Here is a 23,506-nt window from a genome sequence, read left to right on the forward strand (position 1 = left end):
TATGCAATTCGTGAACTTTGCCGACCTGAACACTGAGCCGCGCAAGAAGGAATTCGCTCAAGACATCATCGAGGGCACGCCGGAGCAAAATGTCTGGAGCCATTTTGTAGGCGCAGAGGGCACCTTCAAATCCGGCATGTGGGACAGCACGGCGGGCGTGTTTCGCGGACCGATGAATGACCAGATTGAGTTTTGTCATATCTTGGAAGGTGAGGCGCGGATTGAGACGGCGGATGGCGCGTCGCGCATTGTAAAGGCGGGCGATGCTTTCGTGATGGACAACGGATTGCAGCCCGTTTGGCACGTCAAGAAATACATCCGCAAACACTACGTCATCGTCTCTGTTTGACAGAACGGGCACAGCAAGGAGCGGTGTAATGCCCAGAAGTGACCAAAACATCGAGGTGCCCGCACACACGTCACGGGCGTGGAATTATCATCCCCAGCTGCCAATTGGCATGTCCCCGGTATTTGATATACCCCCGAAACCTCGTGCCGCTTTTGCCTGGTTGGTTGGAACTTGGTTCAAGCTGGCCCCACCACTTAGCCACATAGCTCTTGCAATCATCACGGTGGCCTTTCTGCTGCCGTCCATGACCGCGATGCATACGCTGGACGCTGGCTGGATGCTCCAGATTGCCTCCATCAACTTCGGCTTGGCAATCCTCTTGGGGTCGGTTTTGCACCTCTACCTCTATGTTTTTGCAGGTCAAAAAATGCGGCTCAAATTCGACGTGCGTCCGATGGAGAAATCCAGCCGCTTCACATTTGGCCATCAGGTCTGGGACAACATTTTCTGGAGTTTGGCCTCTTCCGTCACCTTCTGGACGTTGTGGTTGATCTTATATTTTTACTTGGCCGCAAACGGCTGGGTGCCGACGCTGGACAGCATCGGGCAATCGCCTGTCTGGTTCGTGCTGTTTTTCTTTGTACTCCGGTTTTGGCAATCGTTCCATTTCTACTGGATCCACCGGTTGATCCATATGCCGCTGTCGTTCAAACACGTGCATTCACTGCACCACCGCAACGTCAATGTCGGCCCGTGGTCGGGCCTTGCGATGCATCCGGTTGAAGGGTGTCTCTATTTCTCGGGCATCCTGATCCATTTTGTGCTGCCTTCTCACCCTCTGCATGTGATTTTCCACATGTACGCGCTTGGGCTCGGCGCGATCTATTCGCACGCGGGTTTTGACAAGCTGATTGTCAGGGACAAAGAGGCGATGAAGGCCGGATCGTTTCACCACCAACTCCACCATCGATACTTTGAGTGTAACTATGGCTCTGAGGAGATGCCGCTGGACCGCTGGTTTGGGAGTTTCCATGACGGGACCGAGGCCGCAACCAAACGGATACGCGCGCGCAAAAAACTGATCTTTGCCCCGAAATAGGACACCCCGTATGAAGCACATCTACACCTATGGCGGGCAACTCGCTGCGCGGCATTTGACCGTCGGCTGTATCCTGAAGAACAAGGCCGCAGGCAAGCGCATGACACAAGTCACCGCCTTTGGCGCTGAAGAAGCCGCCGCTGCAGCAGATGCGCAGATCGACACGCTGACCATTGGCTGTGATACGGTTCAAACCATCCGCTCCGCCGCCCCACATATCTTCATCACCGCCGCCCAAGCGATGCGCGAACATGTGACCGAGGATGACGCTCTTGGCGGAGCCATCAACGCGATGGTGCAGGGTGCCGATGCCATTTACACCCCGCGCAGCCTGCGCCACATCGAACGCATTGCGCGCGAAGGGATCAGCGTTCAGGGCCATTCGGGCCTCTTTCCCGCTCGCGCGACGCAGTTCGGTGGTTTGCGGACCGTCGGCAAGACAGCGCAGGAGGCGCTCGATTTGCTGCACTACTTCCGTCAACTTGAAGACGCCGGTGCCTACGCCGTGGAAGTGGAGTGCGTGGCCGAGGAAGCTCTGGCCGAGATCGGCAAGCACACGAACCTCGTCACCGTGACCATCGGCGCGGGATCATCCGGCGACATCATCTTGTCCTACATGTCTGATCTGAGCGGTGACACCGAAAACCCGCCACGTCACGCCCGTGCTTTTGGTGATGTTGGCCGTATCCGCAAGGAATTGCGCGCGGAGCGTACCCGTGCGCTGCAAAGCTACCACGCGGCGGTAATGGAGAAGGCTTTCCCGGATGAGAGTACAACAGTATTCATGCCCGCGGACGAACTTGAGGTACTGCGCGAAAGGCTCGAAAAGCTGCAGCCGGTACATCGGTAAGCCGTCATGGTGCTGATCAACGTAACAGTTGAGAAAGTGACGCGAGAGGCGGAAGGCGTCCGTGCATTTGTGCTGGTGAAAAAAGGCCTGTTCAAACTACCCACCTATGCTCCAGGCGCACATATTGACGTGCACTGCGGCGAAGGGATCATTCGGCAGTATTCGCTGTGCGGTGATCCGAACGATAGACGACGTTTGATGATCGCCGTGCGGCAAGTTGATCCCTCGCGCGGTGGATCAGATCTAATGCACCGCGCCGTACATGAAGGTGACCGGCTTGAAATCGGCGCACCACGCAACAATTTTCCGCTGGATGAAAGTGCCGCACACAGCGTTCTGCTGGCCGCTGGTATCGGGATCACACCGATCATCGCGATGGCGGACCATTTACATGCGCTTGGTCGATCGTTTGAGCTGCAATACTTCTCACGAGCCGCAGAACATACCGCGTTTCGGGCCCGTTTGGAGCAGGGCAACTATGGGTCCAAGGTGACCTTCCATGAGGGCTTGGATGTTACTGCAACCGGCCAAGCACTTTGTGACATTCTGGTGGAACCCATTCCAGGCGGCCAAGTTTACATGTGCGGTCCCGGACCCTTTATGGATTGTGCGGAGGCGGCGGCGCAGGTCCATTGGCCGTCTGACGCGATAAACCTAGAACGATTTGCAGCGAAACCGGCACTTGCTGGTGCGTCTTCTAAACCCTTCACCGTTGAACTGGCACGCAGTGGTGTCTCATTGGATGTTGCGGCCGATGAAACCATCCTTGAAGTGCTCGAAGCCAATCAAATCGACGCCGCCTTTTCCTGCGAGCAAGGCGTCTGCGGCACGTGTGTCTGCGATGTTGTCAGCGGGCAACCCGACCACCGCGACAGTTTCCTGTCGGCGCATCAACGCAGGTCCGGGCGTGTTATGTGCCTATGCGTTTCTCGTGCGGCGGGGGGGAAGATCGTGTTGGATATTTAGGGCCACAACCAACAAAGCCTGCATGACTCCCGCAGACTTAAACACCAAATCTGTTTCATCTTGATCCACACTCTGCGCTATCCCAGTGTCATTGGCAAATGACGCTGGGGTAGCGCTCAGGCTTTTCGCGCCAATGAAATGAAAGAGCATGCGAGATGCAAAGACGAATTGAAACAAAAGATCTATTTGGACAATGTCACCGAAATCACTCCAGAAGGACCGCTCTGATGACATTAGCTGCAACGTAACGGAAAGAGTGCCGCGCGCGCGAAGCGATGCTGCGCTGGCAAAACCTGAAAACTGAATGACGGGAAAGTCCGCGTCTTTCCAGTACGTGCACGGTTTAGCGAAAGAGCGCTCGACACCAGACCAGCCTTTCGTTTACCGCGCGGCGAAGTGGGCAAAGGAGCCCAAAGGCGACGTCGGATTTTTCCGTCGCGATGGTCAAAAGGGCGGGAAGTAGCTTGCTTTGTCGATGCGAAGTTTCTGGGTGTCGATGCCTAAAGCGGACATTCGTAAAACATAGAGCCAATGCACTTAGATGTCCCGCCAATAGGTCGATCCCATCGCTGGGAAACGCTCAGACCGCCGCCCGCACCGCCAACTGCGTAGAGAACACCATTGGTGTTTTCTTCAAATTCCGCGTCGACGGTCACACGCGTTGACTGCCGGCCAACCCCGGGTGCTGCATACTCTGGCAATCGCTTGGTCTCAGGCCCAAACGTCCATTGATCGTAGGCAGACGCGATGCAATCCTGTGGATGGATACGCAACCAGTTGCCGGCACCGATTGGGAAGTCCTTGTTATCCTCGGCTACTTCGAGGAAACGCGCCTGCATTTCAGCAAGTTTATCTGGCATATCGGCTGCGAGATCATTGGCCTGGCTGGAGTCTTTGGCTAAATTGTAAAGCTCCCAAACGTCGTCGTCGGAGTCCCAGTCCGCAATCACGGCTGCTGACCCCGCGCTGTCCCAAGGCGTGAAGGGCCCAAATGTTCCGGCAAACCAACCGTCGATACAGATACCACGACTGCCATTGTTGTCGAAGAACTGTTCGGACTTCTGCGGTGCGGCCCCTGCCTCGTCAAAAGTATAAGCAAGGCTCACCCCATCCATCTGCATCTGCGTGTAGCCGTTCACGACCTAGGGATGGGGGATATCCAGAATCTCGTAGATGGTTGGCGCAATATCGATGACATGATGGAATTGCGTGCGCATCTCGCCGTCATGTTCGATCTTTCCAGGTCAGGTCAGGACACGACCATCGGGTTGCGCGTCCCGCCAAAACAAGACCCCATCAGCTTGGTGCCTTTGAAAGGGGTACTTCCCGCCCAGGCCCAGCCTGCGTGGTACATGTTATCGGTGCGCGGGCCTCCCAATTCCTCAATCCCACCAATTCGTTCGAGCGCATCGAGTTGCTGCTCGATCGTATTGGGAATGTTGTTTTGCGCCAAAAGCACGCAGATCGAGCCGCGTTGCCCCTCGGACGACGATCCGTTGTCACCGAAGATATGGAAAATCAGCGTTTTGTCACGCAGACCACGGTCGTCCAACCCTTGGAAAAGCCGATCGACTTGCGCGTCCGTGTGCTCCACGAACCCAGCGAAGATCTCCATCAAACGCGTCTGGAACTCATGCTGATCGGCGGGGATGTCAGCCTACTCCTGCATGGTTTCATCGCGCGGTGTCAGCAGCGTGCCTTCGGGGATCACGCCCAGATCCAACTGACGCTGGAAGGTTGCTTCGCGGTACGCATCCCAACCGTCATCGAACTGACCGTCGTATTTGTCAGCCCATTCGGGAAAATGTGGTGGGGTCCGTGCACTCCACCCGGCGCCCAATACATGAAGAACGGTTTGTCCGGGTCGAAAGCCCCGGTAATCGTCGAGCCAGTTCAAGGCATCATCCACCAGATCTTCCGTCAGGTGGTAAGTCGGGTCATCCACCGGCGGCTCAACGGCATCAAGATTTCGGGTCAGCCGAGGCTCCCATTGCGAGGTCTCACCTCCCAGGAAGCCGTAGAAATATTCAAAACCATAGCCAGTTGGCCAGCGATCCTTTGGTCCGATGGCTGTGGTTTCGGTTGCGGGCGTGTTGTGCCACTTCCCAAAAGCGGAGGTGTGGTAACCATATTCCTTCAGGATAACTGCGATTGTCGCGGCCTCTTTCGGAATGACGCCTGTGTAACCGCCGAAGGCAACCACGCGCTCGGCAATCGTCCCAGAGCCAAAACGTGGGTGATGGCGTCTTGTCAAAAGGGCTGCACGCGTTGGCGAGAAAATGGACGTCTTGTGAAATTGGGAGAAGGCGATACCTTCTGCCGCCAATGAGTCAAGCGTGGGTGTACTGACCCCGCCCCCAAAGGTTTCGGGTATGCCGAAACCGACATCGTCCAAAAGCACGATAAGGATGTTGGGCGCATCCTCGGGCAGTCGCTGCACCGGATCAGGCCACTGTATAGCGCTGTCTTGCAGGCGGCGCTCTGCTGTTCCTGCCATAGGTTCTGGCGGGAATGGTCAGACGGATCCATCCGTCAGAACACCATCGGACTATGCGCTGACTGGCGTCGTTAAACAGACGCTCATCAACATAGTCGCAAAGATATTAGCTTTGGTCTTGGAGAGCATAACAAACTCCATGTTCTAAAATGCGTATGTGACCGAAATCATGTACATATTTCCGGTGAGGCGATCAGAGGCGTCAATGTCGAACAGTGCCTTTGCGATAACACCGATGGACGTATCTCCGACCGGTACGGTCCATTGCGCAGACGGGCCAAGACCGTAGCTCCAAGCCTTGATGTCTGACGCGTCAATAGGCCCAACGACCGTACCTTCGTCCGTTTCGACCTGCGCGTAGAAATAGCCGCTAATCCCTGCAGTGAAGGTCTTGGAAAAGTGCTGTGCGACAGTCCAGTCCAGATGGACTTCATCGCCCGTGGTGTAGTCAGTGTCCGAGTTCTCCCAGTTGTGGAGGTATCCGAAACTTGCGGAAGCTTCAAAGCCGGTCTGGGGATTGAACCAAGTGTAAGCCCCGCCAAGCTCAGCGGTCCAATAATTTCGGCTGGTGTTCAGCGCCTTATCCGCGTCGAAAGACCCGGTCGGCGCATAGGCACCAAGCCGAAATGTGAAATGCTGTTTGTCTTTGGCCCAATTCAAAAGAACCGGTGCCACGTAGATGTCGGAAAACCCGTCAATTGAGGTTCCCACGCTGAATCCGCGCGGCCCGCTAACCACATCCCCCGAGATATCTGCGTCGAAGACATAGGTCAGAGCAACCGACGCGCCGTAGCGTCCGCCGAACACTTCAAAATCGCTCAGATACGAAACCTTTGTCGTGTTCAGCAGCACGGACTGCTCGGCGCCTCCCACGGCGACACCGTTTCGAATATGCGCACCTACATCGTAGTCGTAGTACCAGATGTCATTGCGTAGATAGACCCCAGGGGGACCGAAGACACCTAGAAGAAACTCGTTCTGAGTCCCGGGCACATAGTGGCTGCCTCCACCTTCACCAGCGAAGGCAAACGCCGGCGCAAACATGCTCGCAAAGACAGCGGTGTGCGCGGACTTCAAAAGAGAGTGCTTCATTTCGGAGTGTACCAAATTGGGGATGTGTACGCCCGTTCCTGTGTGATCATTTCGGTGCCCTCATCCATCTCAATTCCAAAGCGTACCGCATCATACGCTGTCCAACGCGGAGTGGGGATCTCGATGACCCGTGCATAGTAAAAAGCATGTTCATTTGGATCAAAGTCCGGATCAGCCCAGACTGTGCCTAGCTCAGCCCTGCCGATATCATTGGTCCATGACGGTATGCTCAGGTCAACTGTGTTGCCAACGGGCGGTAACTTGCCATGGTCTCCTTGTGCTCGATCCCCGGCCCACACTACGTCGTAAACCTTCTCTTGTGTCTCTCCTGTCTCGAGGTCCACCCACCCCTTTACGATCTGAATACGGTCAAGGTTGGCTCCAATTGGATCACGCAGAGCATAGACCAGAAAGGCCGGGGCTTTTTCATCTTCCAGTGGAAGCAGGTCAGAGCCCATAGGTACACCTTTGGAATACCCGATGCGCGCAAGATCACGATGTTTGATATCGTCTTCGTTAAAGTCGCCTCCGAACAAGCGCACCATAATTCTTGGACCCGTCGTCGAGTACACTTCGCGACGTTCCAGTGCGTCGAAGATACCCGCCCGGGTGTTCTCTGTTGCCCAGACAGCCGTCGGACCAGGCGTCGCGTATTGCCACCCCTTGTAAGATATGCCCAAGTTGTCATTGCCCTTGGCAATGCTGTTTGCGCGCGTGGCCGAAGGCTCCATCCATGTGAATGCGCCAAAAAAGTTGTTGTCGTCCTGCGTCGTCAAGCCAGTGTGGATGTCTGAGCCGCCAACAAACCCAAGCTTGAACGGGTTGATCCCTTGCTCGGACCCAAAGCGCAAACCCTCTTTGAGAATGCCGCGCGCGTACTCGTAAGGGATCATCTCTGGCGTCTTGGACGCAGAAACATCAAGGTTGGCCCAGTCCCAGGACTCATAATCCGCAAACTCATCCGTCGGTGAAATCAAGGGATGCGTTTCGCTGTCACCCTTGGTTTGCTGGATTTCCAGAAGCTTTTCCCAGTTTGCGCGCGTGCGCAGGTACTCTGCGTCAAAGGCCTGACCATCGCGAAAGGTGTCGTTGGGCGCGAACATGCGTCCGTTGGACAAGTTTGGATTATGCGGGATCGCGAGAACGTCGCCGCCGGTTTTGTCTTCGTAGTTCTGCATCCATGCCCAGAGGTCGCGGGGGTCAGAACTTCCGGCTGGCGGCGCTGTCAGGAAAGGAACAACTTGTAATGCGCGTTCGGGTCCATCGCGAAAGAGCACATTGCGGTGCAGATTGTCGCCAGCGACGAGGGAGGTCCATTCGTAGGCAATAATCGCAGTAAATACGTGCGGTTCGTTAAACTCTTCCGCCGCCTGAACCAAGTCGCGCCAGGTATTGTCATAGCCCGGGCTACCCGGCTGATAGAGAAGAGCCTCGCTCAAGGTGCCTTGGCTGAACTTTGCAATGAGTTCGATTGAGGCTTCTTTTGCAGCGTTTCCACCCTGCGCAAAAGCTTCATGAAACCTTTTCCCGTCAGCATCTGACATGATGTTGGGCGCACCGCGTTTGATGTCTGTGATCACGCCCATGCCGTCCGTATGCTCTGTGAGCATGTAAAAATCGAACGGGCGCGGAAGTTTCACGGGCTGTCCAGTATTCGACATGATCTGTTCACCGCGTGCAAAACGGTACATGTCGCGCGGCATCAATGTCGTCCCGCCGCCCCCTGCATCAGCGGACAGGGCAGAATGCACATGCGTGTCTCCAAAATAGACTTGTTCGGGAAATCCACGATCCGCGTTTGGCGAATACGGCCGCCCCGACAGGACATCGGCGGCTTGGTCAGGGGGCGTTTCCTGCGCAAACGCCGGCGTGGCCAGCAAAGCGGCAATTATGAGAAATCTTGAAAACATGGCTCTATCCTGTGAATTTAATCGATGCCCAGACCAAGATCTTTAGGCGGAAATTGGCGGAAGGTGGCGGCGTGTGCACGCATCTCGGCGCCGAGCGAGGCTGTCCATGCGTTCATGCGATGGCCAACCGGATACTCTTCTTTCGGATCGACGTAGAGGTTGAAGAGCCAAGGCGCGAGGCCCGTGGGCACGACCGTTGCCATATCAATCCAGAGAAACTTTTCCTGCGCCAGTGCAACATGCAAATGCGCTTTGTATTCGCGCATGCGCATGGCTGCCAGCGTTGATCCAAGCCAGTTGTACACATGCTCACGTTTGCTTTCGCCATCATCCACAATGAAGAACGACGTCTGATCAATCCCGTCCCAATAGCGGTCCGTGGGAAGCGTTGATGTGTCGACACCACCCAAAGCAAGTGACGTGTCAAAGAGATCCATCAGATCGAAAAGTCCATCTGAAACGCGGCCCGGTTCAATCATCCCACGCCAATAGGCGATCCCCGGCACGCGCACGCCACCTTCCCACGTCGTGCCTTTCGCGCCACGGAACGGCGTGTAGCCACTGTCGGGCCAGCTATCCATTTGCGGACCGTTGTCAGACGTGACGAAAATGAATGTGTTGTCGAGTTGACCAACTTCTTCCAGCACATCGACGATTTCGCCAATATGACTATCTACCTCGACCATGTTGTCGCGGTAGGGAAACTTCGACGCGCTTGCACCTTTGAAATCTTCTGCTGCGAAATTGTCCGCATGTACCTTCATGAAGGAATGGCTGATGAAAAACGGCTGGTCTCCATCACTGAGCTCGCGAATGCGTTGGACCGTATAATCCTTCAATCGCACGTCCGCCTCGGCCATTTTTTCGATGGAGTCGATGGTTTCCACCGTGTCTGTCGTACCATCCGCGAGGCCGTAGATCAGATCGTTGTTGGACCCGATGGATTCGTAGCGTGCGCGCTTGTCTTCATCGAGAACGAGGTCCGGAAAGCGCATCTCATAGACATCCTGCGTGTACTCCTTTTGCGCTTTGTAATACCCATAGAATTCGTCAAAACCCACGTCATGCGGGCGCATTCCTTCGTCTTCTCCGATATGCCATTTGCCGGTGAGAAGCGTATGGTACCCTGCTTCAGACAAAAGGCCGGCCACAGAAAGTTCACCTTCCCATGGGTTCACGCTGATGGCGTCGCCTGCGAGAATGGGACGGATCAGTCCCGTCCGAAATGGCAAACGGCCGGTGTAAACCGACGCCCGTGTAGGCGTGCAGGTGTATTGCGCGTAGGTGGATGTGAGCTTCAGCCCTTCAGCGGCAAGGGCGTCCATCTCAGGCGTGGCGGCTCCGATCATCTCCCCGCCGCCAAATGCGCCTGGATCACCGTAGCCCATGTCGTCGACGATGAAGATCAGAATGTTGGGCTTCTGTCCGCTGCGCGCTTCGAAAGCTTCCAGCTTTTCTAACGCGGCTGCATCCTGTTCCGGGCGGGGGATAGACGGTTGGCGGTTAGCAGCGGTTGCTTCTGCCCGGCTCAATTTCGACGCGGGTGCCGGCAGTTCTTGCGCGAAGCTGGGCAAACCTAGCAATGCCATGAGGGCAAAAAACAGGTAATGGCGAAAGTGTTTCATGTCAGACTCCTTTGGGGACCAAAAATTTGACTGTGAACCCGATCGTGTCGCGCGGGCCGCTGCGGTCGTCATAGAAATTGCGCTCGTAGCTGAGTTGATACTGGATTGGCACGCGACCGGACCCGCGACCTGTCAGCTTGGATAGCTTTACTCCGAGTGGGAGCGATGTGAATTCGTTTGCATCCCAATCGTAGACGTACGTCATCTCTGAAAACCCAAACGACCAACCACTGCCGATCGGCACGTTCAGAATGGGTTGCAAAGTAGAGATGTTGACGTCGGGGCGATCTTCGTCCCCTGCAACGGTCAATATGTTCTGATTGAACAGGCCCCAAAAGGCCCCAGCCTTCCTGGGCGGAAAAGCCGACAGCAGGCCCTAAGCCCCATTTCTCGGCACTTACGCCGTCTTCGCCCGTCGGAAGCAAAGCCACGGCACCAATGCCCCAGCGTCCCCATTCTCGTTGAAAAACTGTCAGATTGAAAAGCGTCGTGTCACCCAAACCGGTATCACCAGAAGGGGTGTCGGTCAGGTAGGGAAGTGTTAGACGCGCAATATTGTTCGTGCCGGCCAAGTTGAAAGGGATAGCCGCTCGAAACTGCACAGTGTTTTGTGTTTCATCATCCAGATTATGAAAGTCAGAAACGTAGAAGTCCTGTAGTTGAAAGGACATCAGCGACGCTGTCGGGTCGTTTGCTGCCGACGACAAATCTTGTTCAAGTGCTTGCGCGGTTGAGGCAGAAGGCAGAACGTACAGGGCTAACGCGACGCCGTACGCAAGTCTTTTAAGACATCTGGTGTACGCACAATAGAAACGTTTTTTGTTTGTATTTTTCAAATTGTCTCTCGAGCATCCAGAATCTTATTTGGAGACACTAACCCACTTTAACTTCAAGCATTGTCATCCTATGAACAATTGATGAAAAGCAAAGTGAAATTTAACACGTCGGTGTTTTCGGCACCTTGGCTCGATGGGATGCCCACTGAAGCGATTGCCCAGTTGAGATCAACTTCGTTGCCGTTCGCATTGTCCTCTGGCCGTCGATTGACAGCCATTGGAGACACGGCAGATTGCCTGATCGCACTGCGCGATGGGTTTGTCGGCATACACACCGACGACGAAGAACACCATGACGTCATTGCCCACATCTTCGGACCTGGGGACTGGTTCGGCGTGGCTGCTATCCTCTTTGATGGCGCACGCATAATTGGCAGCTCTGCACTAAGCGATGTTCAGGGTTTGAAAATACCCAAAAGCGCAATAGAGCGTGTAGCTGAAGTACACCCAACATTATGGCGTGGTATCGCTATTTTGGCCGTCGCGGGTACCCAAATCGCTATCAGCAGCGGACGGGAGAAGATGATAAAGTCGCCGACCGATCGCTGTGCCGCGACATTTGTGCGTCTCGTTGGGCGACAACCGTTACCTTGCCGCCTACCCATTACGCAGAACCAACTCGCCGAAATCTGCGGGCTTTCTCGCGGTGCAGTCGCCAAAGCGTTAAGTGTGCTTGAAGATAAAGGAGTTATCAAACGAGGCTATTCGAGCATCTCCGTGCTTAAAACCTAGCTGGTTGAATCTGGGTGTGAACAGTGCCCCAGTAGGTGCCTTAGGAAAATCGCAATTCGTCAACCAAACTCAACTAGCAGGGTACGACTTCAAGTTTCTGCCGATCATCTTTTGCTTTTGGTAATGTATCGAACGTCCGGTACCGCGAAATTGCAATGCAGCGAGATCCGAAATCTTGAACGGCGGTAACGGAAGAATGTGCACGGCTGTTCGAACAAATTGACCAAATAACGGTTTCGTCCGCAGACTGTTAGTTCGTGGGTGCCAACACCATGCGCCTGCAGCGAAAGTCAGATTTGGTAAAGCTGCACCGCGGCGATTGACGGCATTGGCAAGGTCCGCAATGGGCCGTTCGTTGATAGTCGAGCAACCGCTGCATGCGGCTGATGACGCGTTGCTCCGATGGCCGCGAAGAGCCCGAAGCAGCCTCCAGTTTGCGACACCACACGAACTCAGGTTCAGAGAATTGGCCGGGTGCCTAGATAGTCTGCAAGTTGGTCGAACACCAGCCTGATCCTGCGCGCTGTTTGTAACTCTGAGTGTGTGGCCAACCAGATAGGAAACTTGAATGGCTCGCGTCCTGGCAGAACACGCTCCACGCCAGCTGTCAAAGCCGCCACATCGTCTGACATAACACTGATGCCGAAGCCCTGGCGCACAAGCTCCCATGACACTATCCCGCTCTGTGAGCCAATCCGAAAACTCTTGCGGGTTACTTCAATGCCCGCCGGACTGAGAAAACCAATCATCGTGTCAACATCGCCAAAACCGACGAAATCCAATTTAGCAAGTTCGTCTTCATTTCGTGGTCGCCCAACCTGTTCGAGGTATGAAGGCGCAGCGTAAAAATGCGCCGTCGCTTCTGCCACGAGCTTTGCAATCAAGTTCGGCTGAGTTGGGCGCACATGTCGAATTGCTATATCTGCCTCGCGCCGCTGTATGTCTCGTATGTCATTTGCTGCGACGACGTCGATCTCAAGCCGCGGTGCCGCGAGCCTGATCTGTTTTAGAATAGGCGGAAGCTGATAGGCTGACATTACGTCGGACGCAGTGATCCTGACTTGCCCTTCAATTGCTTGTGACTGGCTTGTAGCGGTCAGAGAAATCCTGTTCGCGACATTTGCCATTTCACTGACATGCACCAAAAGCTCAGCACCGGCTGTTGTCAGGTTAAGCGCCTTGCCAACCCTTTCAAACAAGGTGACGCCAAGCGCATGTTCCAGCGCGGCGACCTGGCGACCGACAGTTGGCTGCGTCTGCTCAAGCACGCGCGCCGCTGCTGAAAACGAGCCTTCTTCTGCCGTTGCAAGAAAGGACCGAGCCTGATTCCAATCGAAATTGATAGCCTTCCAATTCATGCATTAATGCATAACAGTTCTGCAATATCTGGCAATTTAATAAATCAGCGTTTTAAGATATTGGCTGCTGCGACATCAAAGGAAGAGAGAAACGACATGGCTGCATTGTCCAAAGAGGCTGCATTTTGGAGCAAGATTTCGCGCAAATATGCGGCTGATCCTATCCGAAACATGGAAGGGTATCTGAACACGCTCGAACGTACAAAATCTTACCTAAAAGCTGACGATAGCGTGCTGGAAATCGGCTGTGGGACCGGATCAACCGCGTTGCTGCTGGCGCCGCATGTGGCTCAAATTACTGCCTCCGATCTCGCACCGGGGATGATCGAAATTGCCAAGGAGAAACGCGCCGAAGAAGAGCTGGAGAATGTCACATTCAAAGTGTCCGAGGTTTTGCAGCACGATCCTGATGACGGTTCTTACGACGCTGTCCTCGCACATAATCTGCTGCACCTTGTACCCGATATGGGCCACGCACTCGAACACATTGCGACCCTTACAAAAACTGGTGGGGTTTTCATTTCCAAGACCGTTTGCGCTCCAGAGAGTGGAGGCTTCAAATATGGCATAATCAGTCGAATAGCGATCCCGATTATGCAGGCTCTCGGGAAAGCCCCGTTCGTAAATCTTGTATCCGCAGCTGAACTCCAGCAAGCAATGGAACGTGCGGGCTTCGATATCCTTGAGATCGCGGATCAAGCCGGGTTATTGCCGAGCCGATACATTGTCGCGCGAAAGCTCTGAAACTGTATTCATGATATCCATCTTACGGACCCAGACAATCGGCTGACAAAGCTTCTCATGGTAACTGCACCTTGATTTGTTCGGGCCAAAACTGTTTTGCATGGAAGGGACAACTCGGGCAATCAAATGAGTACAATAGTGAAAGACGAGATTTCATTTACACGCCTTTCGGAAATCGATCCAAACGACATTGCGGTTCATATGTCCGATCCAAGAGTAGCGGAGCATATGCCGCTTTTGACGTTCGAATGGACTGTTGAGGTCGCAAGAGAATTTGTCGCCAAAAAAGAAGGCTACTGGGCGCGGGACGGTCTTGGACATTGGGCTTTTTTGTCCAACGGCCGGTATGTTGGTTGGGGAGGCTTCCAAAAAGAAGATGACGAGTGGGACTTTGGACTGGTCTTGAGGCCCGATGCTTTTGGACTCGGAAAACGCATCTCCAAAAAGGCGATCCACTTTGCGATTGCCGATAAACGCATTCCCTTTGTCACATTTCTGTTGCCACCAAGCCGAAAGAACCTGGGTGCACTCCGGAAGCTCGGTGCCAAACAAGTCGGCGAGATCGAATACGAAGGCGCTCAGTTTCTTAAATTTCACTTTAGAACGGAGTGACCTCCGTTCTTCCTGATTGTGCCTGGTGGCACTTCAAAAACCCGTTTGAAGGCTTTGTTGAAAGCTGGCTCGGACATGTATCCGATATCAGCGGCAATCTGCGAAATAGGCTGATCGGTAGACACTAACTTTTCGCGCGCCAGATGCATACGCCACGTTGCAAGATACTGGATTGCTGGAACGCCTACCAACTTAGAAAACCGCGCCGCAAACGCGGATCTGGACATTCCGGCAACCTCCGCGAGAGACGCGACTGTCCAAGCAACAGCAGGCGTTCGATGAATGGCGACTATTGTGCGTCCGATCTGCGGGTCTCGCGCCGCTTTCAACCAGCCGCGGTTCGCGTCTGGTGCGCTGTTCAGCCAACGCCGAATGGCCTCGATGACAACCACATCTGCCAGTCGTGTGATGACTGTTTCTCCACCCGGCCGTAGCTCGCGCGCCTCCCTTGCAATAAACTGCAAAGTTGACTGGAGCCAGCTTCCGGCGTCCTCTTCCCACGGGTCGATTTTGAGCACATCCGGAAGCAAGCGCATCAACATACCACTGGCGGCATGATCTATTCTGACCAGGCCGTACATGATGCCCGTCTCCGCGCCGCCGCTGCCGTATTCCAGTGTTTCGTAAAGCTCGGTCACCTTTCGTATGGGCAGCTCTTCCAGCGTCAAAAGCGGGGTGTCTATCGAACTGAAGAAACCGATCGGTGCGCCGCTTGTCATCAGCACCAAGTCGCCTTTTTCGACCTCGAACGGGTCATCGTCACCGACCTTCATGAAACACCGTCCGTGTGTGATGACCGCAAAACTCAGTACATCTGGAAAGCCCGGAATGGATACGCCCCATGGCGCAGTCAGGCGAGACTGGCAGTAGAATGAACCTGTCAATTTTAGCAAATGGAGGATTTCCCCCAGTGGATCGCCGATCGGCTGTGCCAGCGCATCTGGGTCGGGGACATGTGGGTCAACTTGGTTCATGACATGAGTCTGGCTGAAATTCAGCTCTTCGTCTATGCATTTTGGACGATTGGATAAGAATATTGGATTTTAAAGAATAGAACATCTCTCTTTGGTATCTATTTTCGGGTCATCAATTGAACTCATGGAGATGATCAATGACACAGCAAACCATTCTCGTACTTGGCTCAACAGGCAAAACGGGATCGCGGATCGCGACACGCCTGGAGGAAAAAGGGCAGACGGTCCGGTGTGGATCGCGGAACAGTGAAACGCCATTTGATTGGAATGAACCGCAGACTTGGCCTGCAATCCTGGAAGGCGTATCGGCTGCTTATATTTCCCATTTTCCCGATATCGCGTTTCCTGGCGCGGTTTAGCAGGTCGAAGCATTCACAGCATTTGCACGTGAAAAGGGATTACAGCGTCTTGTCCAGTTGACCGGACGTGGCGAGTTTCATGCGGAAAAGGCGGAAGAAGTCATTAGCAATTCCGGAGTTCCGTTCACAATCGTTCGTGCCGCGTGGTTTGCACAGAACTTCTCAGAAGGGGCATTGCTTGGTCCAGTCATGGCAGGTGTGTTGCCAATGCCTGCGGGCGATGTGCGCGAACCAATCATCGACGTAGACGACATTGCCGATGTTGCCGTAGCCGCTCTGACCGAAGACGGACATTCAGGCGAACTTTACGAGGTCACCGGCCCCCGTCTCATGACGTTTGCGGACATGGCCGCAGAGCTTTCGCGCGCCATGGGACGGACTGTGCAATACCGGCCAATTTCCTTTGAAGACATCCATGCGGAAATTGCGCATGCGAATGGTGAGATAATTGCTGATGTACTCACTGCCATCGCACGCGAAACGCTGGACGGGCGCAATGCTAACCTCGCGGACGGTGTCCAGCGTGCGCTTGGACGCGCGCCACGCGACTTCGCCGACTTCGCACACAAAGCCGCGATTTCTGGCGTGTGGACCAGAGCCGCTTGAGCCATACCAATAGACACTGGAGACAATTATGACACTCGATCTCAAACGCAGATTTGCCTTGGGTATGTCCGGTTTGACGGCATTCACTATAGGTCTGGCCATCACCCTGGACCCGCACTCCTTCTACGCCAGTTACGGCATCGTGCTTTCTCCGCAGCCAAATCTGATGAGTGAGTTGCGCGCACCAGCTGCCAATCTCGCGGCAATTGGCCTAATTATCTTGTGCGGAGCATTTACCAAAAGTTAGTCCAAGCCTCAGCCTGGCTTGGGGTAACGGTTTTCTCGGCTTTTGCCATGGGCAGGACAATCAGTTTTGCTCTCGATGGCTGGCCATCTGACAGCATTCTTGCCGCATTTGCGATTGAGGTTGTGTTTGCAATGATGTGTTGGTGGGTTGTGGATGGAAATGCGAAGTCTGCAGCCTCGGCCTGAGGCGGCTTTGCCCTGCACACTACCAGTTCGCCGTCGGCTTGATTTTGCACCTGCTGCGAACGTCTGGTCTGACGGGCCGCACCGCAGCATCGAGACAGTGGGTGGGATTTCTCCTTTGGGCCGCCCCTGTAAGCGACACCAGTTATTAGATTTCGACGGTTTCTGCTATGGCTAAAGCATCTTCAAGTTCGACACCTAGATAGATTGCCGGGAAGCCGCTCCACTCACTCGAAGGTATGCTGAATGAAGCAGTCACTCTCGCCTCAATGATTGACCAACATCACCCTTTCTGCCGCAAAGGCAGGACGCGCTGCGATATTTGAAGTCTCCGCGCCTCCCGCCTTTGCTATGCTGTTACGTGCTGCACATTTCTGTATGCGGTGCTGAATCATACTCGCGATGGGTGCTGTACGTTATCGGAATACGCACCTTCGAATACGCCCCCGCGGCTGTTGGTCACTTGTTGCACATCGAGCGACTTTTCCTGATCGTTGATCGTCTCGAAACCTTCCTCCTTCACATCATGTATCTGATAGACGCGACTGGGATGCAGCAGATAACTGGTGTCGGGCGGCGGAGCGGTGATCTGGTTCGCTTCCGTGGCCAGTTGGTGCATCAGTCTAATTCTGTCGCTGCTGAAATAGCTGCCCCGCAGAAAGCGTGTTTCCGTCGCTAGCGAGACGTTGTGCGAATAGCGGGTTATCCCGAGGGCATCGACGCTCCGTTCGACCGACGCTCTTGGGGAGGTTTCGAAACTGATCCCGAGCCGCTCGCCATCAAGCCAGCCGGAATCCGGGTCCGTGTTAACGGACACCCATGGATGCACGACGCTCGTGACCCGCGCGTTGACATCAACTTCAAAAAACTCAACAGCATTTACCGGTGTGAAGAATACGTGATCGTCCCCGGCGACCAGAAGGAGGCGCACAAAACTGCTGTCTGCCAGGAAATACTCAACCATGTAGTTGTTGAAACTGAAGTTCAGCAGTGGCGGCATCTCCACCAGTTCCGAGGCAAGCACTTCGCCTCCGAGGTGAAGGTCGACGTCAGCTACCGTTTCGGCAGTTTCTGATCCGGATCCAACAACAGTTTCCTGAAATATCTCTTGGCCCATTGAGAAAAAACGAAAATCGACTTGGTTGTCTAATCCTTCTCGTCCGATGCATGTGCACTGGAAGTCGATAACCGAGTGATTGTTGCCCAACACCTTCAGGTCGACACTTCCGGAGAAATCCAGACGAATGAAGTTCGAAAAAATCCGTACTCGGATCGTGCAGGCCTGACATCGCGATTGAAAAGTTATAGGTCCCTGAAATCTTGCCAGGCGCTTCGCTCGGGCAATAGACGGGATCGCAGAAGCTTGCCGCGTGTCCACTGATCTCAAAGAATCTTGCGCCTTCCGGTATGGTGAGCGGCAAATTGGATGCGGCCGTCTTCAATAAAAACACGCTGTTCATAGGTCACTCCTACAACCGTTCTCAGCGAGCATCTGTGGCGGAACTTGGGCGTCGCTAGCAGGCAGCACCTGGGCCTGCAGACCCGCCAAGGAGGAGCAACTTACCCAATGTTACTCGCAACTCGCATGGAATCGACGATGGTCTGGGCAGTGGCGACAACCATAGCACAGTAAGCCCGCGATGACTGTAATGCCAAAGGCCGGCGCTGTGAACGCGCTCGTCGCCAAGCGGTTCGTATAGAAACAGCAGACGCGATGGTCACGACAAGGTGCTCACAACGTGGCCGTCATTAGAGCCGCAGTCCTAGACGGACGCCTGTCAGTTGCAAACACCATGATCGCAGCATGAGACCCCCAAGTTTTGCCCACTCCAGCTAAGTTACATCCGGTTCGTCCCGCGATCTGTGAGGCCGCCCGCGGCTCGGTTTCGCGCTTGCGGCGGACGGCCGGTCTAACGGGCTGCAACGCAGAATCGGAACGGCTCGGTGAAGGTCCGGAAAGGGCCGTCCTTGAAGGTGGTGTAGTCGCTAGGCACCGTGGATGCTGCATTGCCTACGATGGCCGCAAAGAGCCCAATCTGTGAATTCGATTTGCTCGCTGCGCGCGCACAAAGCACAGATATTTCTGCAGCAGCGCATTTCACTACGCCGCTGCGCAGCGGCAAAACCGGTCATTGAAGCGAACCGCAGCGAGATCAACCTGCTCAAGGTGCAGGACAATCTTGTCATTGGCATAGGGTACGAATTTACTCAGTCTTTCCGAACAGTTTTGTCGCTAGCAAGATACTCCTCGACCCAATTGGGTACTTTTAATCCTTGTGCCACTTCGGCGTCCAACGCCTTCTCTAGTTCAGAGATATGCGCCAGTTTTTGGATCACTTCGTCTATTCGCTCGTAGGGAACGACGACTACTCCATCTCGGTCAGCAACAATCATGTCGCCAGTTTCAATTTCCTGACCGCCTATCTGTATTGGCAAGCCAACTGATCCAGGACCGGACATGTGCGGCGACGCAGGTGTCAGACCTGCGCACCAAACCGGCAACCCTAAAGGCACGATGCCTTCATAGTCTCGGACAGGACCGTCTGTGACGAAACCGGCAGCACCACTGTTTTTCATCATGCCAACAAGCCGATCACCTGCTGCGGCACAGCCGGTATGGGCCGCAAACGCGGAAACAACCACATCTCCGGGTTTGATAAATTTCAGGGACGCGAAGGTTGCGAGCACATCTGCTGCACCGCAATCCGCGGTCAAAGCGGAACCTGCGGCTACGCAATGCAAATCACGTCCCCCTCCAATCGGTTTTATACTGTATGATAACGCGCCTCCACCGAGCAAAGCATCCACAACAAATCCTGATGGTACCCCCTGAAAGGCTGAAACTTGCGCCTTAGTAGGCCGTCGAAATGCGGTGCTGATGGTCAGCGTCGACGGGGCTTCAATCATCGAATATCCTCATCCCATTGTTCAGATGAGAAATATTGCACCAATTCCGCAGCCGTCGCAACAGAGCCCAATCCAAGCCGAACGAATTTGAGACCTTCATGTCTCCAACGGACTTAGAACTGCCCAGTGCTAGCGCAGCATGATCAAAGGGCCGAACCGCGCAGGACCCGTCGTTCCTTGTTCGGGCTACCTTGTTGATGTTTCGTCTTTTTCAACATTAAACAGATATTCGCGTCTGACCAGGCGACGTTCTTGTCGACCGCAGCGGAGGCCGATTGCGAGCCTAAATTTACCTATGCTGCACGGGTTTCGAATGGATGCAATCGCTTGGTGTTACACGCAATCAAATCACAGGGCACATGAATTCCGCCGATGACTATGTGCAGCGCGGTGATTGGAAAAGTCGGTCCATGCCTATCGCCCTTTCGTCTTTTTAGGCCAACCGGCCACTTGCTTGATTTCAAAAAGTTCGCGAGGTCGGCACAGTCCCTGTGCAAGATTATTGGCCGGGCCACGGTAAACCGCAGGATTTCCGGATTATCAGCTCGGGCGCGCAGTGCAAACTTGCCTGTGCTTTGTCCGATTTGCCGATGATCGCTGAAACAAGCTCTTTACCTGCTTCATGACCAATACGTTTTGCCGGCACCCTAACAGTAGTCAAGGATGGTTCTATTTCCGCAGAGCCTTTGAAATCGCCAATTCCAACAATTGAAATGTCCTCCGGAACGCGCAATCCTGAAGCGCGCGCTCCGTACAAGGACCCGGTTGCGAGGATGTCATTGCCACAAATTAAAGCGCTCGGCCGTGTGGGTTGGGAGAACAATTGCTGCGCGTGGACCTTGGACGCGGAAATACTGTACACGGTTTGCAGAGTCCAATTGTCCGGCACAGTGACGCCCGCCTCAGCCAACGTGGCCAAAGTGATTTCGCGCCTTGCCCGGGCCCGGTCGTTGCCTTGTGTCGGGGGGAACATGCAAGCGATGTCCCTATGACCCAGTTGAAGCACGTGCTTGGCGATGACTTCGCCCGCCAGTTCATTGTCAGCGCCGATAGATGGATAGCGCGAGTCTTCGGCATAATTCCACATAAGCACGCAAGGTATGTCCTGACGATCGACGAGTTGAAACACAGCCTCGTCATGCTCAAGACCCGTAAGAACAACACCATCGACGCGATGTTCAAGGAATTTTCGAAGGATCGCATACTCGCGCTGCAGGTCATACCCGTGCGAGGCCAGCATGATCGTAAAGCCCTGGTCGGCGACTGTGTCGGAGAAGGCCTGTACGACTTCGGCAAATATCGCGTGGTCGAGGGTCGGGATCAAAACACCGATGGTGCCGGACCTGATCCCATGGATCGTCTGCGCGGCACGGTTGCGAATGTAGCCTGTGCGGCGCACGGCGGAATCAATCCTCTTTCGCGTGGCGGGTTTGAGCAGTTCCGGGTGATTAAAGTATCTTGATACTGTCGACGCAGACACCCGTGCTACGTTCGCGACAGTAACGATATCGGCTTTTTTAGATTTATTTTCAGACATTTAAATTCTCGATAGCGTCAATTAATGAAAACATTTGCAAAACTATTTTCATCGCTTACCGTAGTTAGTCAAGCCAATTTGCCGGAGGGGCATTGATGGAATTCCTGCTCTATATGGGTGACGTTTTCACACCGATTAACTTTGCCTTGCTGCTCGTGGGCACCATTGGCGGACTTATCCTGGGGGCCACACCAGGTTTGTCGCCCACAATGGCTGTGGCTCTGCTCATCCCCTTCACGTTTCAGCTTGAGGCGGCTCAGGGCCTTATCCTTTTGGGTGCGGCCTATACCTCGACGGTTGCGGGCGGTGCGGTCTCTGCGATCCTGCTAAAAATTCCCGGGGCCCCAGCGAACATCGCGACAACCCTTGACGGGCATACGATGGCTCAGAAAGGCGAAGGAGCCAAAGCCCTTCAAATCAGTTTCCTCGCCTCCGCTGTGGGCGGCGTATTTGGCGTACTGTTGCTGATTTTTCTAACACCCGTACTGGCCCAATGGGCGCTCGCCTTCGGTCCGAGCCATCTATTCTGGCTCGCGATTCTTGGGGTCACCGTGATCGGTTCGCTCGATAGCAAATCGGTTGTAAAAGGGCTACTCTCGGGCTGCATCGGCCTGTGGCTCGCCACGATTGGGTTTGACGACATCATGGGCGCGCAGCGCTTCATTTTTCATCCCAGTCTTGGTGGTGGCATCAATATCATTGCAGCTCTGATCGGTCTCTTTGCAATTCCGCAAGTCATCACCATGTTCGCCAAAGGTCGCAAGGGCGATGGCGCGGAAGTCATCGCCGTGCAAAAGCATCCCATAAGCGGTGCTATCCGCGAGCTTTTGCGCAACAAACGCGCAATGGGAATTGGTACAGCGACGGGCTCGATCATTGGCTTGATCCCCGGTGTGGGCGGCCAGATCGCCGGACTTGTCGCATATGATCAATCAAAGAAATTCAGCCCCGAGCGGGAGAAGTTCGGCACAGGCCACCCGGAAGGCGTGATTGCGGCGGAAAGCGCCAATAATGCCATGGTCGGCCCGTCGCTAGTACCGCTCCTGACCCTGTCGATCCCTGGCTCGCCTACAGCAGCTGTGCTTTTGGGCGGTCTGTTGATTCATGGGATTTTTCCCGGCACTGACCTGTTCGACAATCACCCCGATGTGGCGTGGACGTTCATCAACTCCATGCTGATCGGGCAAATCCTGATGTGTATCTTTGGCCTGTACGTGGCGGGCCTAGCTGCGCGCGTGGCGCAAGTGCCGCAAAGCGTGATGGCGGCTGTCGTGCTGGGGCTTGCCGTCTTTGGCAGCTATTCGGTGCAGTCTTCTATGGGCGATGTTTACGTAATGGCGAGTCTTGGGGTGATGATGTATTTCCTGGAACGCTTCGGATTTTCCGCAGCGCCGTTGGTTTTGGGCCTGATCCTCGGCCCGATTGCAGAGGCCAATTTTATCCAAGGCAGCATGATCGCCAGTGCGACAGACGGCATGGCACCTTATTTCATGACAGGCAGCCTGAACCTCTTCCTGATTGCGGTTGTCGTCGCCTCGATCATCTACTCGGCCTACATGGAACTGCGTGCCCGCCGATACACGTCGAAAGAGGAGATTCTCGCATGAGTGCGCCATCTCTGCCTCGGCTTCAGCACATGATCGGCTCTGGCATCGTCGCGGTCGTTGGTGTCTGGGTGACATATGTCAGCTATACGCAGCAACCCTCTGAGGCGTTTCTGTTTCCGCGCCTGATTTCGACTGTTTTTGTGGTGCTTGCACTGTGGACCTTTGCAAAGGCCTGCCTTGGTTGGACCAAGGTCGGCAACGGTATCTCGGTCACGCAGTTTACCAACTTGCTACCGGGGCTGTTAGTAGCGCTGGTCTACATCTTCTGGGCGGCCAAGGGGCTGGGCTTTTATACGGCGACCTCCATCGCCTTTTTCATTCTGCTGAGCCTTTATGATCCCGCCTCGCACAGCGAAACGAGATCATGGCTCAAGCGTATCGCAATCACAGCGATCTTTATGATCGTCATGTACGGGCTCTTCGCACAACTTCTGACAGTCTACACACCGCGAGAGGTCTTGTTCTGAACCGCATTGG

General features: G+C 54.5%; 24 protein-coding genes. 12 read left to right on the top strand and 12 right to left on the bottom strand.

Going from position 1 to position 23,506, the window contains the following annotated elements; translation table 11 throughout:
* Position 1 precedes the first annotated feature (1 nt).
* Genes R8G34_06430 through R8G34_06445 form a run of 4 tightly spaced genes read left to right on the top strand, consistent with a single transcriptional unit; the run spans position 2 to position 3,204 of the window.
* On the top strand, positions 2-349 hold the full coding sequence (locus tag R8G34_06430; GenBank protein MDW3222514.1) for a cupin domain-containing protein: 348 nt from the start codon (positions 2-4) through the stop codon (positions 347-349).
* A gap of 28 nt (positions 350-377) precedes the next feature.
* A complete protein-coding gene (locus tag R8G34_06435) occupies positions 378-1,388 on the top strand; it encodes a sterol desaturase family protein (GenBank protein MDW3222515.1) in 1,011 nt (336 codons plus the stop codon).
* A gap of 10 nt (positions 1,389-1,398) precedes the next feature.
* The gene (locus tag R8G34_06440; protein MDW3222516.1) at positions 1,399-2,238 is read left to right on the top strand and encodes a 3-methyl-2-oxobutanoate hydroxymethyltransferase; all 840 of its coding nucleotides are present in this window, start codon (positions 1,399-1,401) and stop codon (positions 2,236-2,238) included.
* A 6-nt stretch (positions 2,239-2,244) separates the two neighbouring features.
* Positions 2,245-3,204 carry a PDR/VanB family oxidoreductase gene (locus tag R8G34_06445; GenBank protein MDW3222517.1) on the top strand — a complete coding sequence of 320 codons (960 nt, stop codon included), beginning with the start codon at positions 2,245-2,247 and terminating at the stop codon, positions 3,202-3,204.
* Between the two features lie 500 nt (positions 3,205-3,704).
* On the opposite strand, the gene R8G34_06450 is transcribed toward R8G34_06445, so the two are convergent.
* From R8G34_06450 to R8G34_06480, 7 genes are all read right to left on the bottom strand, one after another.
* Complete coding sequence (locus R8G34_06450; protein ID MDW3222518.1) at positions 3,705-4,343, bottom strand: hypothetical protein; 639 nt, start codon at positions 4,341-4,343, stop codon at positions 3,705-3,707.
* Positions 4,344-4,453: 110 nt separating this feature from the next.
* Positions 4,454-4,819: a sulfatase-like hydrolase/transferase gene (locus tag R8G34_06455; protein ID MDW3222519.1), complete on the bottom strand. Its 366-nt coding sequence runs from the start codon at positions 4,817-4,819 to the stop codon at positions 4,454-4,456.
* A gap of 42 nt (positions 4,820-4,861) precedes the next feature.
* On the bottom strand, positions 4,862-5,701 hold the full coding sequence (locus R8G34_06460; GenBank protein ID MDW3222520.1) for a sulfatase-like hydrolase/transferase: 840 nt from the start codon (positions 5,699-5,701) through the stop codon (positions 4,862-4,864).
* 144 nt (positions 5,702-5,845) lie between these two features.
* Positions 5,846-6,745, bottom strand: a complete 900-nt coding sequence (locus R8G34_06465; protein MDW3222521.1) for a transporter — start codon at positions 6,743-6,745, stop codon at positions 5,846-5,848.
* A gap of 44 nt (positions 6,746-6,789) precedes the next feature.
* A complete protein-coding gene (locus R8G34_06470; GenBank protein ID MDW3222522.1) occupies positions 6,790-8,703 on the bottom strand; it encodes a DUF3604 domain-containing protein in 1,914 nt (637 codons plus the stop codon).
* 17 nt (positions 8,704-8,720) lie between these two features.
* Entirely contained in the window at positions 8,721-10,328 is a 1,608-nt protein-coding gene (locus tag R8G34_06475; protein MDW3222523.1) for an arylsulfatase, read from the bottom strand.
* Position 10,329: 1 nt separating this feature from the next.
* Complete coding sequence (locus R8G34_06480; protein MDW3222524.1) at positions 10,330-10,638, bottom strand: hypothetical protein; 309 nt, start codon at positions 10,636-10,638, stop codon at positions 10,330-10,332.
* A 607-nt stretch (positions 10,639-11,245) separates the two neighbouring features.
* Here R8G34_06480 and R8G34_06485 point away from each other — a divergent pair.
* Complete coding sequence (locus R8G34_06485) at positions 11,246-11,896, top strand: Crp/Fnr family transcriptional regulator (GenBank protein MDW3222525.1); 651 nt, start codon at positions 11,246-11,248, stop codon at positions 11,894-11,896.
* A gap of 458 nt (positions 11,897-12,354) precedes the next feature.
* On the opposite strand, the gene R8G34_06490 is transcribed toward R8G34_06485, so the two are convergent.
* Complete coding sequence (locus tag R8G34_06490) at positions 12,355-13,254, bottom strand: LysR family transcriptional regulator (GenBank protein ID MDW3222526.1); 900 nt, start codon at positions 13,252-13,254, stop codon at positions 12,355-12,357.
* A gap of 96 nt (positions 13,255-13,350) precedes the next feature.
* Between R8G34_06490 and R8G34_06495 the strand changes: the two genes are divergently transcribed.
* Positions 13,351-13,998 carry a class I SAM-dependent methyltransferase gene (locus tag R8G34_06495; protein MDW3222527.1) on the top strand — a complete coding sequence of 216 codons (648 nt, stop codon included), beginning with the start codon at positions 13,351-13,353 and terminating at the stop codon, positions 13,996-13,998.
* Between the two features lie 138 nt (positions 13,999-14,136).
* Entirely contained in the window at positions 14,137-14,610 is a 474-nt protein-coding gene (locus R8G34_06500; GenBank protein ID MDW3222528.1) for a GNAT family N-acetyltransferase, read from the top strand.
* Here the strand turns inward: R8G34_06500 and R8G34_06505 are convergent.
* On the bottom strand, positions 14,592-15,584 hold the full coding sequence (locus tag R8G34_06505) for an AraC family transcriptional regulator (protein MDW3222529.1): 993 nt from the start codon (positions 15,582-15,584) through the stop codon (positions 14,592-14,594). The genes R8G34_06500 and R8G34_06505 overlap by 19 nt on opposite strands.
* Positions 15,585-15,721: 137 nt before the next feature.
* Here R8G34_06505 and R8G34_06510 point away from each other — a divergent pair, with 137 nt between their 5' ends.
* Genes R8G34_06510 through R8G34_06520 form a run of 3 tightly spaced genes read left to right on the top strand, consistent with a single transcriptional unit; the run spans position 15,722 to position 16,796 of the window.
* Positions 15,722-15,943, top strand: a complete 222-nt coding sequence (locus R8G34_06510; GenBank protein ID MDW3222530.1) for a hypothetical protein — start codon at positions 15,722-15,724, stop codon at positions 15,941-15,943.
* A gap of 57 nt (positions 15,944-16,000) precedes the next feature.
* Positions 16,001-16,549 carry an NmrA family NAD(P)-binding protein gene (locus R8G34_06515; GenBank protein MDW3222531.1) on the top strand — a complete coding sequence of 183 codons (549 nt, stop codon included), beginning with the start codon at positions 16,001-16,003 and terminating at the stop codon, positions 16,547-16,549.
* 28 nt (positions 16,550-16,577) lie between these two features.
* On the top strand, positions 16,578-16,796 hold the full coding sequence (locus R8G34_06520) for a DUF4345 family protein (GenBank protein ID MDW3222532.1): 219 nt from the start codon (positions 16,578-16,580) through the stop codon (positions 16,794-16,796).
* 573 nt (positions 16,797-17,369) lie between these two features.
* Here R8G34_06520 and R8G34_06525 read toward each other — a convergent pair.
* The 3 genes from R8G34_06525 to R8G34_06535 all read right to left on the bottom strand — a co-directional run bounded on the left by R8G34_06525 (position 17,370) and on the right by R8G34_06535 (position 21,422).
* Entirely contained in the window at positions 17,370-18,095 is a 726-nt protein-coding gene (locus R8G34_06525; GenBank protein MDW3222533.1) for a hypothetical protein, read from the bottom strand.
* A gap of 1,091 nt (positions 18,096-19,186) precedes the next feature.
* A complete protein-coding gene (locus R8G34_06530) occupies positions 19,187-19,885 on the bottom strand; it encodes an RraA family protein (protein ID MDW3222534.1) in 699 nt (232 codons plus the stop codon).
* A 499-nt stretch (positions 19,886-20,384) separates the two neighbouring features.
* Positions 20,385-21,422 carry a substrate-binding domain-containing protein gene (locus R8G34_06535; GenBank protein ID MDW3222535.1) on the bottom strand — a complete coding sequence of 346 codons (1,038 nt, stop codon included), beginning with the start codon at positions 21,420-21,422 and terminating at the stop codon, positions 20,385-20,387.
* Between the two features lie 95 nt (positions 21,423-21,517).
* Between R8G34_06535 and R8G34_06540 the strand changes: the two genes are divergently transcribed.
* Together R8G34_06540 and R8G34_06545 are read left to right on the top strand one after the other, a co-directional pair.
* Entirely contained in the window at positions 21,518-23,029 is a 1,512-nt protein-coding gene (locus R8G34_06540; GenBank protein MDW3222536.1) for a tripartite tricarboxylate transporter permease, read from the top strand.
* Positions 23,026-23,496 (top strand): tripartite tricarboxylate transporter TctB family protein, encoded by a 471-nt coding sequence (locus R8G34_06545; GenBank protein MDW3222537.1) that lies wholly within the window; start codon positions 23,026-23,028, stop codon positions 23,494-23,496. Before R8G34_06540 ends, R8G34_06545 begins: the two co-directional genes overlap by 4 nt.
* The last annotated feature ends 10 nt before the right edge of the window (positions 23,497-23,506 follow it).

The sequence above is a fragment of the Paracoccaceae bacterium genome (assembly GCA_033344815.1).
Taxonomy (GTDB): Bacteria; Pseudomonadota; Alphaproteobacteria; order Rhodobacterales; family Rhodobacteraceae; genus Roseobacter.